The organism is Bifidobacterium asteroides (assembly GCF_003202755.1).
GTDB classification, from domain to species: Bacteria; Actinomycetota; Actinomycetes; order Actinomycetales; family Bifidobacteriaceae; genus Bombiscardovia; species Bombiscardovia asteroides_F.
Window position 1 is genome coordinate 321,103 of sequence record NZ_QGLK01000004.1, and the last position, 18,326, is coordinate 339,428.

General features: G+C 56.2%; 13 protein-coding genes, 1 pseudogene and 1 riboswitch. Of the genes and pseudogenes, 5 read left to right on the plus strand and 9 right to left on the minus strand.

Annotated elements, in window-relative coordinates:
- Positions 1 to 45: 45 nt before the first annotated feature.
- On the minus strand, positions 46 to 816 hold the full coding sequence (gene ppgK / locus DKK74_RS05370) for a polyphosphate--glucose phosphotransferase (RefSeq protein WP_110413135.1): 771 nt from the start codon (positions 814 to 816) through the stop codon (positions 46 to 48).
- Positions 817 to 988: 172 nt separating this feature from the next.
- On the opposite strand from ppgK, the gene DKK74_RS05375 reads away from it, so the two are divergent.
- Entirely contained in the window at positions 989 to 1,768 is a 780-nt protein-coding gene (locus tag DKK74_RS05375) for a nitroreductase family protein (RefSeq protein WP_110413136.1), read from the plus strand.
- A gap of 52 nt (positions 1,769 to 1,820) precedes the next feature.
- Complete coding sequence (locus DKK74_RS05380) at positions 1,821 to 2,594, plus strand: histidine phosphatase family protein (RefSeq protein ID WP_110413137.1); 774 nt, start codon at positions 1,821 to 1,823, stop codon at positions 2,592 to 2,594.
- A 12-nt stretch (positions 2,595 to 2,606) separates the two neighbouring features.
- Here DKK74_RS05380 and DKK74_RS05385 read toward each other — a convergent pair whose 3' ends face one another.
- Positions 2,607 to 3,632 (minus strand): glycosyltransferase, encoded by a 1,026-nt coding sequence (locus DKK74_RS05385; RefSeq protein ID WP_446002667.1) that lies wholly within the window; start codon positions 3,630 to 3,632, stop codon positions 2,607 to 2,609.
- A gap of 260 nt (positions 3,633 to 3,892) precedes the next feature.
- Positions 3,893 to 4,027: riboswitch (FMN riboswitch) on the plus strand.
- Here DKK74_RS05385 and DKK74_RS05390 point away from each other — a divergent pair.
- Entirely contained in the window at positions 4,012 to 4,638 is a 627-nt protein-coding gene (locus DKK74_RS05390; protein WP_045924627.1) for an ECF transporter S component, read from the plus strand. (Overlaps the previous riboswitch by 16 nt.)
- A gap of 33 nt (positions 4,639 to 4,671) precedes the next feature.
- The gene (locus tag DKK74_RS05395) at positions 4,672 to 7,089 is read left to right on the plus strand and encodes an energy-coupling factor transporter ATPase (protein WP_110413139.1); all 2,418 of its coding nucleotides are present in this window, start codon (positions 4,672 to 4,674) and stop codon (positions 7,087 to 7,089) included.
- Positions 7,090 to 7,631: 542 nt separating this feature from the next.
- Here the strand turns inward: DKK74_RS05395 and DKK74_RS05400 are convergent.
- The 6 genes and pseudogenes from DKK74_RS05400 to DKK74_RS05425 all read right to left on the minus strand — a co-directional run bounded on the left by DKK74_RS05400 (position 7,632) and on the right by DKK74_RS05425 (position 13,628).
- On the minus strand, positions 7,632 to 8,684 hold the full coding sequence (locus tag DKK74_RS05400) for a 3-isopropylmalate dehydrogenase (RefSeq protein ID WP_110413140.1): 1,053 nt from the start codon (positions 8,682 to 8,684) through the stop codon (positions 7,632 to 7,634).
- 171 nt (positions 8,685 to 8,855) lie between these two features.
- Positions 8,856 to 9,098: pseudogene (locus DKK74_RS08925) on the minus strand (hypothetical protein); the annotation flags it as partial.
- 117 nt (positions 9,099 to 9,215) lie between these two features.
- A complete protein-coding gene (locus DKK74_RS05410) occupies positions 9,216 to 9,407 on the minus strand; it encodes a hypothetical protein (RefSeq protein ID WP_110413141.1) in 192 nt (63 codons plus the stop codon).
- Positions 9,408 to 10,367: 960 nt separating this feature from the next.
- A complete protein-coding gene (locus tag DKK74_RS05415; RefSeq protein WP_146210546.1) occupies positions 10,368 to 11,156 on the minus strand; it encodes an IclR family transcriptional regulator in 789 nt (262 codons plus the stop codon).
- Complete coding sequence (locus tag DKK74_RS05420) at positions 11,140 to 11,973, minus strand: IclR family transcriptional regulator (protein WP_110413143.1); 834 nt, start codon at positions 11,971 to 11,973, stop codon at positions 11,140 to 11,142. The genes DKK74_RS05415 and DKK74_RS05420 overlap by 17 nt, the downstream gene beginning before the upstream one ends.
- Positions 11,974 to 12,167: 194 nt before the next feature.
- Positions 12,168 to 13,628, minus strand: a complete 1,461-nt coding sequence (locus DKK74_RS05425) for an NAD-dependent succinate-semialdehyde dehydrogenase (RefSeq protein WP_110413144.1) — start codon at positions 13,626 to 13,628, stop codon at positions 12,168 to 12,170.
- A gap of 1,032 nt (positions 13,629 to 14,660) precedes the next feature.
- Here DKK74_RS05425 and DKK74_RS05430 point away from each other — a divergent pair.
- Entirely contained in the window at positions 14,661 to 15,050 is a 390-nt protein-coding gene (locus tag DKK74_RS05430; RefSeq protein WP_110413145.1) for a hypothetical protein, read from the plus strand.
- 559 nt (positions 15,051 to 15,609) lie between these two features.
- Here DKK74_RS05430 and DKK74_RS05435 read toward each other — a convergent pair.
- Positions 15,610 to 18,252, minus strand: a complete 2,643-nt coding sequence (locus tag DKK74_RS05435; protein ID WP_258334468.1) for an ATP-dependent Clp protease ATP-binding subunit — start codon at positions 18,250 to 18,252, stop codon at positions 15,610 to 15,612.
- Positions 18,253 to 18,326 lie beyond the last annotated feature (74 nt).

Here is an 18,326-nt window from a genome sequence, read left to right on the forward strand (position 1 = left end):
TGGCCAGAACGCCCCAAACAGGTCGGTCGCAGGAAAAGCCCTGCTTCACCCCAGGTGCTTTTGCCGGAGGTCAGCCAGATAAGCGGCACCCACGATGCCGGCCTGGTTGCGCAGCTTGGCAGCCACAATGGGGGTCTTGATGTCGATGTGGGGCAAGAACTTCTCGCTCATCCTGCTGACTCCACCACCGACAACGAAGAAGTCAGGGTTGAAATAGTGCTCGAGCAGTCGATAATACTTGGTCAGACGGTTGGCCCACTTCTTATAGCTCAGTTTCTTGCGGTCACGCACCGATGAGGCTGCGTACTTCTCTGCGTCTTTGCCGTCCAGCGTCAGATGGCCCAGCTCGCTGTTGGGAATCAGAACGCCGTTATAAATCAGCGCCGTGCCGATGCCGGTGCCCAGTGTGGTGGCGATGACCAGACCCTTCTGGCCTTTGGCAGCCCCGTACTGCACCTCGGCAAGCCCGGCCGCATCCGCATCGTTGACAACGCTGACGGGTCTACCGCAGGCCTTGGAAAGAACCTCCTGAACATTGGTGCCGACCCAGGCCTGGTCCAGGTTGGCCATGAAATCCAGCGGTTTATCAGGCTTGACAGGGGCCGGGAAGGCGATGCCCACAGGCACATCCGAAGGAACCTCGAAGCGGTCCAAGAGCTCCTTGACAACAACCCCCACAGCCTCTGGCGTGGAATGCTCAGGAGTCAGAATTTTCTTGCGAGGCTCTGCAAAATCACCGATCGTCAGGTCAACAGGGGCAGCCTTAATGCCGGATCCACCGATATCCACTCCGAAAGCCTGCGCTGTTTCAATCATTGCTGCTCCTTAGCTGATCAAAGATGAGGGTCCGAACCGGCACGGTAGCGATTGTACCCCAAGCCATGCCTCTGCAACCTGTAGGAGCGGCATAAGCCGGACTAGGGCTGACCCTTCCGCCTGCCTTCTGCTACAAACTGTAGAAAGAAGAATTGGGTGAGATAATGAGGCTATGACCGAACATACACAGCTCATTGACGCAGTCAACGTGCGCATCACCACCAGAGAATACGATCCTAAGCCCATCGATCCCGACCTAGCAAGGCAGCTGGGCAGCACCTTGAATGCCCTGAATACGCTCAGCGGTCTGGACATGCAACTGGTCCTAGGCAAGCCGGACGCCTTCACTGCCGACAATGCCTCCGGCCACCTGGCCAATGCGGCCAACTACCTTGCCCTGGTCGGACCCAAGGATGATCAGGAGAGCCTGGAAAAAGCCGGCTTTTATGGCGAGCGCATGGTTCTTGCCGCCACCCTGTACGGACTGGGGACAGGATGGGTGTCAGGCAGCTGGGACCGTCAGGCAGCAGAGCGCCACTGCCGGATCACCCCCAGCCAGTCGCTCTATCTGGTGGTCACTATCGGCTATCCGGCCGACCAGGTCGGCTACGGCAATCAGGACTTCGACAAGCTTTGCCAACGTCAGAGCGAGCATCGAACCTCTAAGAGCTATGAGGAGCTGACTTCTTCCATGAGCGTGCAGGACCGCCAGGAGGCTCCAGAATGGTTCAAGGCCGGCGTGGCTGCCGCCGCCAAGGCGCCTTCGGCCATGAACGGACAGCCCGTGGTTTTTGCCTGGGACAAGAACACGGGCGATGCGATCGCCACTCTGGACCCCTCGGTCGCCTATGGCTCCGCAGTGGATCTGGGCATAGCCAAAATGAATTTCCAGATCGGATCCGGCGGCGGCACATGGACTTGGGGCGATGGAGGCCGTTTCATCAGGTCCTGACCGCGACTGTATTCCAGTGCCCCGGCAAGGGGATCGTGTAGGGTGATGAAATATGAACAATGGAGCATCATCATCTCAGTCAACCGCCGAACCGAGCACTGAAGCAGGTTCGACAACCCTTTACCTGACCCGGCACGGCAGAACGACGGCCAATGTCATGCATCTGATGCAGGGCTGGTCTGATTTTCCGCTCACCCGGCAAGGCCGCGAGGACGTGCGCCAGTTCGGTCTGGGTCTGCGGCCCATTCGCTTCCGGGCAGCCTGGAGTGGCAATCTGAGTCGTCAGTATGAAACGGCCCGCCTGGCCCTTGATATGTCCGGCAATGGAGACCTGCGCGTGGGCGTAGACCCTGACCTGCGCGAGGACAATTTCGGAAGTTTCGAGGGCCGGGACGAACGCACTACTCTGGACCAAGTCTGCGCAGCCATGGGGTTCGCGAATTTCGCTGCGGCCAAGTCAACCTACGGCAGGAATATCTCCGTCCATATGCAGGACACCTTCCACCGGCTGGATGCCCAGGACGTCCTGTCCGCCGGACTGGAAGAACAGGATCGGGCTGAGACCACCGCCCAGGTCCGCAGCAGAATGATCGCAGTATTGACGCGCATCGCCCAATCTGCCATCGAAGAGGGCGGCGGGCCTGTCCTGGTGGTCTCTTCCGGCATGTGCCTGCAACAGTTCCTGGTGGCCATCGATGGCCACTGCCCCATCCCTGATATGGACAACACCGCCGTCACAAAGGTCGTCTACCAGGACGACGGCTTTCACCTGGCAGGACCTATCGGTTCCATGGAGTACTTCCAGGCAGGAAGTCAAGAAAAGTAGCAGTCAGACCGTTCAGGCGCGCTGTATTTCCCCGGCTGGTTGGCCTCTGAGGGGCTCCATGGGCCTCCAGTCGGGATCATGCAATATCTGGCGCGAATCCACCCAGCCCTTCAGGATGGCAGGAATACCAGTCATGATGTGACTGCGATCAACAGCCAGAAGGCGAATGACTTCCTTGAGAGCTGTTGCCAGGGTCCCTAGGGCGAAAGCCAGGGGTCGATAGTCCCCATGAACCATGAAATACCTGGCCATAAAGCCCCGGTTGCGCATAATGTGATAACGGTTCATATCCGATGTGGAATTGAGCTGGCGCACCCCGGCGATGTTCCAATTGGCGATGTTGCGAGTCCGACGCATGACTATATCGGAGACGACCACAGGCTGTGTGACCTTGGATGCCAAATACCCATAGATGGTGTCATCCCAATAAATGAAGAAACGTGGGTCAGGCAGACCAATTTGCTCCACAACCTGCCGGGAGAAGAATCCACCTTCAAAACACATGGTGTTCATGGGCCGACAGCCCGTTGGGCCGAACTCCCCCGGTGCTATCGGGTCTGGAATGCCCAAGGCGGTAAGAAAATGATACTGCCAATAGAAGGGGCCACCATCATAGTCCAGCCGGGATCCCTGCACCACCTGATAGCGGTCACTCCACTTGGCCAGCAGGTCAAGTCCTTCAGGTTCTACTGCAACGTCATCATCCATAACCCAGAACCATTTGGCCCCCAGCTCGTATGCCTTGCGCACACCGGCGGAAAAGCCACCAGCGCCGCCACCGTTGTGGTCCTGTGGCAGATAAACGACACGCTCCTGATTGCCGGAGCCGTCGATGATGGTCTTGCCCCAACGTCCTGTCACACGTTCAGAGAACTGCTCGACCATGGTTCGCGTGTCTGCCGAATTTTCGTTATCCACCACCACAATCCGCCAAGGAGCCTGGGTAAGTTGGAGAATCGAGTCGAACAGGTCTGTCAGCAATTCCTGACGCTTATAAGTAACGACGACCATGGCCGCCTTATTCAAGGTCTTTCCCATGCTTCCCATTCTGACACTGCCCCGCAACTTTGCCTCTGGGCCATAACCGCCTTGCTTCTTTTCACGAGCTGCAGATATTCACCCATCCTCGCCATGCTCCAGCCTCCTTGCAGCATTGTGAACTTTCGACAACCTCATATTCGTTGTGCAGGCTGCAATAGTTGCATGGAAGGCGGTTTTATTTCTTTCTTGGCGTGTTTAAAAATGCACTGGCAGCAAGAGGGAATTGACCATTCCAAGGATCGCAGCTATATTGAAATCGTCAGTTTCAGGGAAGGTGAAAGTCCTTACTGGCGGTATCCGGCTGAATGCCGGGAGCCCGCGACCCGCGCAAGCGGTGGATATCGGTCAAAGTCCGAAGCCAACGGTTACAGTCCGGATGGAAGAAACGAGGCCCTCTATGAGCATGCCCAATTCTCATTCACATACTACTGCAAACAAGGACACGCGCTTCAACGATGTCCATTCCACAGGTGCAGGTGGTTCAGGACGTTGGTCGACCAAGCGGATCGCGGTCTATGCGCTCTTCGTAGCCCTGGCCATGGTTCTGAGCTTCTTCTCCTTCCCGATCTTTCCTGCCGCCCCCTGGCTAAAATACGACCCCTCAGGCATTGTTGTCCTGGTATGCGGCTTCGCCTTCGGCCCGGCGGCTGCCGCCATCATCTCCATCCTGGGATTCGTGCCACACCTGTTCACCAATCCCTTCGGCGCTCTGATCTCGATGATCGTAGCCCTGGCACTGAGCGTGCCGGCGGCCTTGGTCTACCGCAGGATGCACAGCCGTAAGGGAGCGGTCATCGGAATCGTCTCCGGCGCCATTCTGGGTGTGATTGCAGCCATCCTGTGCAACGTGGTGATTACCCCCTTCTATGCGCACATGTCCATGGCCAAGGTCGTCGCCATGATCGTGCCGATCCTCCTGCCCTTCAACCTGATGAAGTTCGCCATCCACGGCGTGGTCACCTTCCTGATCTACAAGCCGATCTCCACGTTGATCAACAAGTAGGCCGCGGGGGTTCGGATCGTCATGGCAGCATCCATGACCGAATCCGCAGTCCCGGCTTCAGCGGATTCGAAGGCAACGGTCGCTCGTCTCAGCCAGGTCTCCTTCTCCTATGACGGAGGCCAGACCTGGGCCCTGGACCATCTCTCCATGGAAGTACATGCAGGCGAGCATCTGTGCATCCTTGGAGCGAATGGTTCTGGCAAATCCACGCTGGGAAGCATCCTCTCGGGTGCGACGGCACCTGACCAAGGCCAGGTCGAACTTATGGGCCGAGCGGTCTGCTTCGATACCCCGGACCAGGGCCGACAGATCGACACTGAGGCCTACCGGCAGGCACGGCGGAGCATCGGCATGGTCTTTCAGAACCCTGAGGACCAGATCGTGACTACTGTGGTCCAGGACGACGTGGCTTTTGGACCCGAGAATCTGAGCATTCCCCGTCAAAAGATGCTCTCCTGCGTGCCAGCGGCCCTGAAGCAGGTGGATCTGCAGACGCAGATGAATGATGATCCCACCCGCATGTCTGGCGGGCAACAACAACGACTGGCTCTTGCTGGCAGCTTGGCCATGAATCCAGGCATGATGGTGCTGGACGAACCTGGCGCCATGCTTGATGCTGCCGGCCGGCAGGAGATTCAATCGATCCTCTGTCGGCTGACGACCCAGGGCACGGCTGTCGTCCACATCACCCACTTGCTTGAGCAAGCCAGACAGGCTGATCGGGTCCTGGTACTTGACCATGGGCGCATCGTGGCATCCGGAAGACCTGACCAGATCCTGACCAGGAAGGATGTACCCGCCCTTATTGGCAAACCGGACCGAAATCCGCTGACCCAAAGCAGGGCGCCAGGAGCGGATACGAAGACCACGGCCAACAACCATGCCATTGCCATGGTCAAGTTATCGAATGTCTCTTACAGCTTTCCGAATGCCGGCAGCAAAGCCCTCAACGAGGTGAATCTGGAGCTGGCGGCAGGACAGACCCTGGCCATTATCGGTCGCAACGGATCCGGCAAGTCCACCCTGGCCAGGCTCATCTGTGCCTTGGCCGCTCCCGACAGCGGATCCATCCAGGTGGCCGGCCTGCCCTTGGCCGGACCCAACCGGCCCAAGGCCAAACATCTGCGGCGCCATAATCTGAAGCTTCTGCGCCAAAGGGTCGGCTATGTCATGCAATATCCCGAACATCAGCTTTTTGCGGATACCGTTGCCCAGGATATCGCCTATGGTCCACACAACCTAGGCTATGGGCCTGAGCAGGTGCAGCATCGGGTGGATGATGCCATGAAGCTTTTGGGAATCGGTGATCTGGCCGACCGCTCCCCCTTCGACCTCTCGGGAGGTCAGCGACGATTGGTGGCCATCGCCGGAGTCGTGGCCTGCAGCCCGCAACTACTGGTTTTGGACGAGGTCACTGCCAGTCTCGACCCCCAGGCCTGCGCACGCATCATGACACTGCTCCGAGTACTCCATAAGCGTGGGGTCACCATCGTCATGAGCACACACGCCGATCGCGAGGCCCTGGACCTGGCCGACCAGACCCTGCTCCTAGAGCATGGGGAAACACTAGCCTATGGGACTACTGCCGAAGTCGTGGAACGATATCACCGACTGCTCGCAACAGATGCAGCGGAGAAGGGGGCCACCGGGAAGAAAGCGGAACGTGATCAGGCCGACCAGAAACCCCTATCCTTGCTGGCGAGGCTGGACCCACGAGCCAAACTTGTGACCTTCCTCCTAGCCATGTTCACCGCCTTCGCCATCTCCACACCGACACAACTCGTTCTGGCGCTGATGGTCACTGTGGGTCTCTTTGCCGCCGCACGAGCGCCACTGCGTTCCATTTTGAATTCAGTCAAGGGCTTTCTGGCACTCATGCTTCTGCTGGCCCTGTTCAATCTTTTGGTCACCCAAACCGGCCGCAGACTGGCTGCCTGGGGCCCATTCGTGCTGACCACAGGAGGGATCTGGGTAGCTGTACTCTATGCCTGTCGCTTCATGCTGATCATCTTTCTGGGGGCGCTCCTGGTAGAGACAACCACGCCGACACAGATGACCGATGCCTGTGAATCCCTGCTGAGCCCACTGTCCAGGCTGGGTATCCACACCAATGAGATCGCCCTAGTCCTCTCACTGGCTCTGCGTTTCATCCCCACCCTGGGACGTGAGGTTCAGGCCATTGTGGAAGCCCAGGCGGCCCGTGGCGGATCCATCGAGTCCGGCTCGCTCTCGCAACGCCTGCATGCGGCCATAGCTATCACGGTTCCCGTCTTCGCTGGAGCTCTGCGCCACGCCGATAACCTGAGCCGGGCCTTGGATGCCCGATGCTATGAGGGTAGTCGTCAACAGCGCACCCACTACCGCCTGCTGCGACTGGGCAGGATGGACATCCTGTTCATCGCTCTCATGGCCGTCTACCTGCTGGCCCTGCTGCTGCATCCTCTGTTCTGAACAGATTGGGTTCCCACTGATCAGCCATATATGCGATCAGCGGGGACCTAACCTGTTATCAGTAAGCCCGAAGGCCAAGTGTTGAGTGCATCTACCCTAATCGTGGATGATCCTCTTCTTCTTTCTCCTGGCTAGAGTGCGTGGCCTGGTCGATGAATTCCAGAACACAGAGACTGTCAGCCTTACACTGATGGAAGCCACACCAGCCGATTTCCACACTGAGGCGAAAAGAACCGTACCTGTATTTCACATGTACGACACGGCCCAGGTCCAATTGCTGTAGGTAACTTGCTGGATGTGAAAATCTTTGCGTCACATAGCGTCGATTCTGGAAGGCCGCTCCATGTGCGCCGGTGGCCTGTGCCAAATCGTAGACCAGGACAACTTCAGCCTTGGAGAGTGAGTGTAAGGGGAAGGATGTGATCATTCGATACCTCTGCTTGTACCGATAGCCTGCTGCAATTCCAGCAGCCTGTAATTGCAATAGATGAGGTAGGGTCAAGTGCACTCTTGATAAGTATCAACTTCGTCCTTTTGTCCGCTTACAGGAGGGAGATAATATCCCTTGCAACCTGTTCTGTGGACCTTGACCTGCTTGCATTGGCAGCAACGTCTTCTTCTACAGCCCTCTGTATGCGTTGAGCAGGCTGGTCATATCCGAAATGTTCCAAAAGCATGGCTCCAGACAGGATTGAAGCTGTCGGGTTGGCGATCCCCTTACCGGCGATATCAGGGGCTGAACCATGAATGGGCTCAAACATTGAAGGGTGTTCGTCAGTGACGTTGATGTTGGCTGAGGCTGAGTATCCAATGCCGCCGACCACAGCCCCAGCCTCATCAGTGAGCACGTCACCAAAGAGATTGTCGGTGACAATGACATCGAAGCGCGAGGGCTCAGTCACAAGAAAGATTGTGCAGGCATCAGCATGCAGGTAGTCCCATGTCACATCTGGATAGTCCTGCGCTATCTTGTCCATAATATCCAGCCAGAGAGCGCCGGCGTGAGGCAGGACATTGGTCTTATTGACCATAGTCACATTGCGCTTACCCCCACGCTTGCGGGCTAGATCAAAGGCATAGCGTACCGCACGCTCGACACCGAAAGCCGTGTTGAGTGAGGTCTCGGTCGCAATGGCCTGGTCAGTCCCCCGACGGACGTATCCTCCCATTCCTGAGTAGAGGCCTTCAGTTCCTTCCCTGACCACGGCGAAATCGATCTGGCCAGGATTCTTTAGCGGCGAGCTCACCCCAGGATAGAGCTTGGTCGGTCTCAGATTGACGGCCTGGTCGAAGCTGAACCTGAGTTTGAGCAGGAGGCCGCGCTCCAGAATCCCTGAACGCACACGCGGGTCGCCCACAGCCCCCAGCAGGATGGCATCCTGCCGCCCGATGGATTTCAAATCCTCATCATTGAGCAGGGTACCGTCGCGCAGGTAACGCTCAGCACCAAGGTCATAGTCCACGTATTGTAGCTTTACCTCATCGCCGACCGCCTTGTCCATAACTGCCTGGGTCTGCGGGGTAATTTCCCTGCCGATACCGTCTCCTGGAATAACAGCTATATTGATTGTCTTCTGTACATCTTTGTCTGCCATATGCTTGACCTATCATTATCATTTTTTGAGTGTACATAATCAATATTTACCGATGAACTATGACAATTCTGGGTAATTTTCCTAGATAATTCTACATTTTAGACTTTATGATCATAATTTACTTCTGTCCCTCTATTAGGGCATGCGAGTGAAGAGGGAGCAATTCCACTGCTAGGTAGGTCCAATCTTGTCCGGAGTCAATCGAGTCTTTCCAGTCACATCTTCGGCCCCCTGTTCAATCTGCGGAATATAAGCCTTGGTAAAGAAGATGGCTCCTACATTGATGAGCGCAAAGCTAAAGCAGGTAAATGCTCCGCCAACCTCTTTGAGCAGGAGCAGGAAGAAAAAAGAAATGATACAGTTTGCCGCATTGACTGATACTTTGGCATATCCAACTCCCCTGCCCCGGATCTTTGCCGAAAATACTCAGTAAGAAGCTGCCAGGTCACCGGCGAAACGATGTCCTGAACGAAAGCGAGGTCTAGTATGTCTAGGACCATACGAAGCCAGAACATCCTAGCAGAGGGGTGGTTAGGGTCTATAGAGAGAAAAGCGGGCCCGCAACAAGGCAAGGAGGATAGAGACCTCACCCAAGACACCCATCATTGCAGTCCAGAGGTTCATCTTATCCATAAAGCCAAGGCCGCCAAGGGCAGCGCCGATAGACAAATCACTCATGACCGGCACCATGGCAATAACCGAGTTATCCAGGCCGATACCCAATGTTGATGGCTTTCAAACCAGCCGCTGATTCATTTACCATGCCCCTGCTTTTGCCAACAAGATCCTACGCAGCCAAGAGTGGAGCAATTTTCCTTGGCCCCTCTGTCTCTTTCTTTTCCGCCGGTTGAAAGGAGGCGAGAGTCGCCTCTGCTCCAGACTTAGAACAAGTTTCCATCAGGAACTTGACTGCCTCGGTTTCCATAAACTGGCTAGCAAGGAAGCTCGGTGTTCCATGGACAAAAGATAACCGTTATGGACTGCGGACCGAGGAACCACAATCGCCCAAATCCAGGCCATGCCAGTCTTCTTGGACCAGGGAATTGCGGGAGACCACCCAGCCCTGCCGTCAGGATGGTGCAAGCTCTCCCAGATATCTGGGAACCACACAGAAAGTCGTCCCTACCGCAAATCCTGCGAGTTCCCGGAAGATGACAAAGGAAGGCGGCATGGATTGCCAGAGCATATATGATCACCCGGTAGAGGATCAGTCGCTTGCAACTCAGGTGATCTGCCAGGCTGCCACCACAGAAAGAACCAACTGCACACCCTAGGAGCATCATCGCAGTGATAATGCCCTTACGCCAGGCACCGAGCCGCTGCCTGGAGACAGCGAAATTCATCTTTGCGACTGCCTTGGACGGAAGGTTAGCGTATAACCAAGCCAGTCTCCCGCCAAAATTCCCACCGCAACCATTATGCTGACATGACGTATACATTTACGAGCCAGGGCTTCGACATACAAGTCCTGGAAGGCTCTTGAGATGCTACATGCCTATTTGTGTTTCTCGCTAACCATAAATTTGACTTACTTGTTGAATTATGGTCAATATGCTCATTACTCCAAATGAAATAGTAAAGTTCCACTGATCTAGACAACAGACCGACTGTTCATCCAGGCAACACAAGCCCGACCTTCGGACTCTACTGTCTCCCCCCCCCCAAAAACCGGACATCAGGGCTTTATTCCGATAGGGAGTCCAAAGGCCTACCTGCTCCTAAGCGATTAACATAAACCTTGAGTTGCCCTGCCAGTTCTTCACAACGTGGCATCATCGCGTCTACAAAACCGCCAGTCGACAGAGCACCCACGACCCTACCATTCGATTGTGAAAAAATGGGAACACCGATCGAGGCCACACCGATGGTGATGTCCTCATTGGAAATGGCAAATCCTCTCTTCTGAATCTGCTTAATATCCGCACACAGAGCGTCGGAAGTGACCAACGAGTTCTCGTTATATCCTTCAAAAGGTGCCTGCTGCAGATAGTCTTCCTGGATCTGCTCATCAGAATAGGCCAGACAAACCCGGCCAGCAGCACCAGCAAAGAAGGGCAAAGTACCGCCCGGCCGTAGGATCAACGCGTCAAAGCTTTGCCCCTGTGCACATTCCACACAGACGGTTTCGAAACCACTGATTACTGTCAGGAAGGAGGTCTGCCCAGTGAGAGTCGTCAGTTCAGCCAAGAGATCATAGGCCTTGGGCCATTCAGTCAGGGAACTGCGTGCCACATCGGAAAGATCGAGCCAGCTCAAACTCAGTGAATAGGTATCATCCTGGTTGGCCTTGACCAGACCGACTTGGACCAGGCCATCCAGGATCCTGTAGGCGGATGAGCGGGGGATGCCAGAGACAACCGCCACTTCAGCAGGCCCGATACCGTTGTTGTCAGCCAGGATATCGATGATCTTTCCAGCCTTAAACAGGGCCCCGGTCGGCTCCTGATCGCTGGCCTTACTGCTCACTCTCACTATCGAGCCTTCCCTCCCTGGCGTCAAACGAATAGCCTAGTCCCTGCGATATCTGCCTAGCAGCTTGACGCAGACGGTTCACCTCACACAGATCGGCACCTGATTCAACCAGTGCCTTATTGGTCCTGGAGAGCCCGCTATAACAGGCCGCCGCCCTGATATGACCAGAATGATCGAATATCGGGGCAGCTATGGTGAGCGCCCCAGGTACTGTCTGGTCAACATCATAGGCGTAACCCCGTTTGGTGACCTTTTCAGCCATCTGCACCGAGCGCTCCCGGAAGGTCGAAAGCAGTCCGCCCATGTCAGCGTTGTAGCGATAGTGCTCTATCAGACGTTCAAACCGCGATTGATCAAGAAAGGCCAGGAGGACGTCGGAGGGGGCACCCAAGCTGATCGGCAGCGAATAGCCAATCTGGGGCGAGCGCAATCGACTCTGCCCCAGGAAGGTCATCTGCACACAGACCGAGCGCACATTGTAGCGGACGAAAAGACTCCAGCTGCCATTTGAGCCCTCCTGCCTCTTAAAGACATGTCTGGCAATGCTTTGTACATCCAGCCTTGCCTCAATACGGCCACCAATGCGCACACAGGCGATGCCCAAGCGGTATTCGCCGCGATGTAGGCCATGATCCACCCAACCTAAGGTCACGAGATTGGAGAGCAGGCGATAGGTGGAGCTTGCAGGCTCGTGCACATAAGCGCTGATCTCGCTGATCCTCGAAGGACCAAGCTGCTTCAGAGCGTCCAATACCGCTTTGGCCTTGGTCAGGGTGCCAACACTGTGCCCCGGGTCAGATCTGGTACCCCTCCTCATGGCACCCTCCTTCTAATGTTTGGCCATCCATCTATGCCCAGTGCACATTATATGGTGTCGGCAGGTTATCCGGCATACAAGGAAGTCCACCATCAGGAGGCTTGAGGTGGACAGGACCTAGCGAAAACTTGTGCGGATCTGCCCCCTTCAATCTGTCTCCAACCGCTTAGGTTTGAAGACCACAAAACTGAGCATCAGGGAACCAGAAGGGTATACTTCGTGGTCATATACTCAAAGATGCCTTCGGCTCCGCCCTCTCTGCCAACACCTGATTGCTTGACTCCGCCGAAGGGAACCGTGGCATCGGAGAGCACGCCGGAATTGATGGCCAGGACACCAGACTCACTACGGCGTTGCATGAGTTCACTGCGCTTTATCGAACTGGTGTAGGCATATGCTGCCAGTCCGTACGGCGTGTCGTTAGCGGCCTGGATGCCTTCTTCGTCGCTGTCAAAGCGGCTTACAGCCAGGACGGGTCCAAAGATTTCCTCAGTGTATACCCGAGATTGGCGGGGGACACGGTCCAGAAGCGTCGGTTGGAAGTATCGTTCACCGTGCTCATCCCTGTGACCACCGACGATCAGCTCCGCCCCCTCGCTGACTGCTTCATCAACTAAGTGCCCGATACGATCTACAGCCTTGACGTCAATCAGGGGACCGATATCGGTTGCCTCATCCATGCCATCACCCACGACCAGAGCCTCAATACGCTCCTTCACCTTGGCCACAAACCGGTCGGCAACCCCCTTTTGGACCAATATCCTGTTAGCTGAAGTGCAAGCTTCTCCATAGTTGCGGAATTTGGCCAGCATGACGCCGTCAACGGCCGCATCGATATCCGCATCATCGAAAACCACAAAGGGGGCATTGCCACCCAACTCCATGGAAGTGCGCAGCACATTGTCGGCCGCCTGCTTCATCAGCTTGACACCCACAGGGGTGGAACCGGTAAAGCTCACCTTACGTAACCGATGGTCGGCAAAGAGGGCATCTGAAATGTGAGAGGAATGGGAGGTGGTGATGACATTGACCACGCCCTTAGGCACCCCTGCCTGCCGTAAAATCTCCACTAACGCCAGCGTGGTAAGAGGAGTCATCGCGGCAGGTTTGACCACCACGGTATCTCCTGCAGCCAAGGCTGGGCCAATCTTCCGGGTTCCCATCGCCAGCGGGAAGTTCCAGGGGGTAATCAAGTAACAGGGTCCCACCGGATCGTGTGTAACCAGACCCTTGCGGCCGTCCGGCAGGCGGAAAGTCCTGCCATACTCACGCATGGCCTCCTCTGAGAACCACTTGAGAAAGCCGCCGCCGTAGTCCACCTCTCCCAGCGCCTGCTTGAAGCTCTTGCCCATCTCACGTGTCATCAGCTCTGCAAAAATCTCCTTGTTATCCATCAGAGCCTCATAAGCTGTTTGCAGTATATCCCTCCGCTCCTGCGGCGTTGACTGGGCCCAGGACTCTTGGGCCCTGTCAGCACTGTCCAGGGCAGCCAGCGCCTCCTGCCCATCCCCGTCCGATGCCTGATAGAGCGTAGAGCCATCGGCAGGGTTGTCCACTTCAAATACCCGGCCACTGTCGGCAGCCCTCCACTGTCCGTCGATAAACAAGCTCGTTCCCGACTGGGGAAGTAATGACTCGACCTTGTATTTCCACATACTGTCTATTCCTCACTTTCAGCGCTTCTTTGCAGCAAATACATTCCTGTGTTTGGATAAACATTTCTAACATACTAAATTTCAGACAATTTGTCCATTTAGTGATATCTTTCGCATTTGCAGTCAGTAGCAACTGCTCTGATAAGCATGACCTAGTCCGGTTCCTAGCAGGAGGGAGATAGGGAAATGGCGCCGATGGCAATGGGCCAGCAACTACTCAGGGTCGGTATACAAGAAAGCGGAGGATACGCCAAAAGGGCGTGATACGATTGGCAGCCAGGCAGATGGCGCGGATCTTAGAGGCCCAACAAGTCATCCACGGCAGACAGGCCAACAGCTTCTCTAAAGATACCCATGCGCATTATGGAACATGGCAATGTCTGCAGCCTTGGGTGGACGTTCTTAGAAGAGCAAAACAAATACGCTTCATACAAGCGCACAATGAACAAGTTTGAGCCACGTCGCCGTGCTCTAAACACGCCTTAAGAACCATAGAGGCCATGGCCGCGATAGCCGAATAGGTCCAGGATCCGCCAACCTGGTGACAGACACTGGCACGGCAAGGCTGATCGTCCTCTGCCTTCCCTTCCTCTTGCAGCCCAGCTATATTGTCTCAACCCGTCGTGCCGGTTCAATCTTGCAACAGATTGAGGAATGAACGCTCCTATGACATCTCCGGCAATGATGCCCTAAGCGTATCGGCCGCTATCGGAATAGGATTAACCGCCCTGAACAATGCCGTGGAAACACTGACAGTCCAAGCCAAAACAGGGCGGCAACGCTCGATGTTCAGGCCGAAGCCTCGACTCCCCGCCACTCTTTTAAGCAACGCACCTGGAAAATCAGCAGGCCCGGCCGGATGCGGATGCTGTGGCTACAGCCACAACCATATGAACTAGTAAACTTCCCTTCACTATCGCCAGCGGCGGCACGGTCTACTCTTCAGCCAGCCAGCAAGCAACCGAACGTCTTCACTGAACACATCGGCATCCCAGTGGCAGCCCTCAGTCAGCCAAGGGAGGCTATCAGTCTATGAGCGCCCACCGAATGTCGAGTCTTTCAGCTCCATCAGATTCACATAAGCCAATCAACCGGAGCCAGCCAACCGACCTGATAATCGGCACCGGAACCAAGTACACCGACTTTATCTCGGCCTCGAATACCGTCTTCCCAGAGCCCCCAGTATGGTTCGTCAATATCAACGTAGCCTTGTTTGATGTCAACAAGGTAGCGACAATCGCGATCGTCGGGAGTTGCAAGGATGCGATTCATGAACTGAGCCATGCCCCGGCAGACTGGCAGGTACCTTATGACTACAGCAGGAAGACGGAAGTTGTTCGGCAGACTCAGCATATTCCCGAAGACGACAAGCTGGGTCAGAAAAAGGTGATCGGGATTGTCACCAGTTTCGCCGGGCCCTAGGATGCAATGGTCAATGCCGTTGGATCCCTATGCAGCGGCCCCAAGGAATCCTGGCAGTCAGGATCACCTTTGATTATTCCGTCGAATATGAACATTGCTGCATGGACTGCGCATGGCAGCACCAAATCGGGAAATCTTCAACTTCAGAGGACACGCATTCTTCCTCATGCGCCACCAAGGTGTCCTCGCTGCCATACCGGAACAGGAAAAAACATCATCATTCTTGTCAACGACTACGGCTTGGTTCCATTAACTTCCTCTTCCACCAGGGGGATCGCAGGGGTTTAAAACCCGCTTTTACATGAAGAATGACCAGGGATTTGAGGACAAAGACCACTTCCTGCCCATCCATTTTCGAAGATACTTGAGGGGGTATGCATACCCACCTACCGGCTTATCAAAGCTGAAGGGCTCAAGGCCCAGCCTATTACCATGGCGGAGACTCCGGAAATAGCAATGATGGGGGTGGAGAACACCTCTTGTGTTCTCCACCCCCATCATCGTGTTTTAAATCCTTGGTTCCTCTGCCGAACACATCAAGAGAATGTCCATGGCCTGTTTACTCAGCTGAACCCTCTGGCGGCTCATCACCCAAGGGACGTTCCACCCGATCTGCCTGAGAGGCATCCTCAGAGAGATCGGCATCTGGGGTAGCAGACACTGGGGCTCCAACCAGTTCAGGCTCCTGGTTCTGCCCATCGGCAGAGCTGGCCGCATGCCGGGGTCCCTCGAAAGGCTTGCCAGTGAAGGTGAACTCGCCCAGGATGCCCTCGCCTTCGGCGTCAACCTGGACGGACTCATTGTCCGTAAGGTCGCCCATGAGGATCTTCTCAGAGACCGCATCCTCGATGTCGCGCTGGATGACGCGGCGCAGAGGCCGGGCGCCCAGGAGCGGATCGAAGCCCTTCTCGGCCAGCAGGTCCTTGGCCTTGTCGGTCAGATCCAGGGACATGTGGCGTTCAAAGAGACGATCGTTAAGCTGAGCGATGTCCAGATCGACGATCTGGCGGACCTGGGGCTCGGTCAGCTGTTGGAAGACGATGATGTCATCCAGGCGGTTCAGGAACTCAGGCCTGAACTGCTGCTTGAGCTCACTGGTCACCTGGTCCTTCATCCTCTGATAGGAGGTCTCGGTGTTGCCGCTCACATTGAAGCCGGTGTTGGCCGCCTTGGCGATGTCGCGGGTTCCCAGGTTGGTGGTCAGAATGATGATGGTGTTCTTGAAGTCCACCATGCGACCCTGGCCATCGGTCAGATGACCGTCGTCCAGCACCTGCAGAAGGGTGTTGAAGATGTCCGGATGAGCCTTCTCGATCTCGTCGAAGAGGACCACGGAGAATGGCTTACGCCTGACCTTCTCGGTCAGCTCGCCGCCCTCTTCGTATCCCACATACCCCGGAGGGGCACCGAATAGACGAGAGGTGGAGTACTTCTCCGAGAACTCGGACATATCCACCCGGATCAAGGCATCCTCATCGTCAAAGAGGAACTGGGCCAGAGCCTTGGCCAGCTCAGTCTTGCCCACGCCGGTGGGTCCAGCGAAGATGAAGGAACCTGCAGGACGCTTTGGATCCTTAAGACCGACACGCGTACGACGGATGGAACGGGAGAGGGCGGAGACAGCTTCATCCTGGCCGATGATCCGCTTGTGCAGCTCCTTCTCCATACCCAGGAGCTTCTTGGACTCGGCCTGGGTCAGCTTGAAGACCGGGATGCCGGTGGTCGAGGAGACCACCTCGGCAATCACGTCCTCGTCGACAACCATCTTCACGTCGGACTCGCCCTCGTGCCAGGCCTTCTCCTTCTCCTTGCGCTCGGCCTCCAGCTTCTCCTGGCTGTCACGCAACTGAGCGGCCTTCTCAAAGTCCTGGTCCTTGATGGCCTGGTCCTTCTGAGCTGAGATACGATCCACCTTGGTATCAAGTTCTTTGAGCTCCGGCGGGGCGGTCAGCCGCTTGATGCGCAGACGTGCGCCGGCCTCATCAATCAAATCGATGGCCTTGTCAGGCAGGTTCCTGTCCTGAATGTAGCGTGCAGAGAGCTCGGCCGCCGATTGCAGGGCCTTGTCAGTGATAGTGACGTGGTGATGATGCTCGTAGCGACCGCGCAGACCCTTAAGGATCTCGATGGTCTGGGCGATTGTGGGCTCGGAGACCTGAATGGGTTGGAATCGCCGCTCCAGGGCTGCATCCTTCTCGATGTACTTGCGGTACTCGTCGGTAGTGGTGGCGCCGATGGTCTGCAGCTCGCCGCGGGCCAGCAGGGGCTTGAGCATATCAGAAGCGCCCAAGGCCCCATCGGCCGAACCTGCACCGACGATGGTATGAATCTCATCAATGAAGAGAATGATGTCGCCCCGGGTCTTGATCTCCTTGAGCACCTTCTTCAGACGCTCCTCGAAGTCGCCCCGGTAGCGGGAACCGGCCACCATAGAGCCCAGATCCAGCGAGTAGACCTGCTTGCCCTTGAGCGTCTCTGGAACATCGCCCTCATGAATCTTTTGCGCCAGGCCTTCGACCACGGCAGTCTTGCCCACGCCAGGCTCACCGATCAGCACCGGGTTGTTCTTGGTCCTCCTGGACAGGACGACCATGACCCGCTCAATCTCGTTGGCTCGGCCGATGACCGGGTCCAGCTTGCCTTCAGCGGCTTCCTGGGTCAGGTTCCTGCCGAACTGGTCCAGAATGGCCGAACCGGTCTGCCCACCCTTGTTGGAAACGCCGCCGGCATTGGCCAGATCGCCCTTGCCAGCGTCGCCGCCTTCATGGTTGCCGCGAATCATGTCAATAGTGGCAGTCCGCAGATCGCCCAGGTCTACACCCATCTTGATCAACACCTGGGTGCCGACGCCCTCACCCTCACGAATGAGGCCGAGGAGGATGTGCTCGGTGCCAATGTATGAGTGACCCAGTTGAAGAGCTTCGCGCAGCGACAGCTCCAAGACCTGACGGGCGTGCGGTGTAAATGGGATGTGCCCATTGGGGACCGCATTGCCCTTACCGATCATCTCCTCAACCTGCTTGCGTGTGGCATCCAGTTCCACGCCCTTGGAGGCCAGGGCCTTGGCGGCAACACCGTCACCTTCCCTGATCAGGCCCAGGAGGAGGTGCTCGGTGCCGATGTAGTTGTGCTGCAGGGTGCGGGCCTCTTCCTGCGCCAGCACAATCACCCGCCGCGCACGGTCGGTAAACCGTTCGAACATACTTGTCCTTCCCTTTGATCCGTAATTCACTCTACAGATTTACGGTGACGTTTATTCTCGGCCCGCCGGTGATT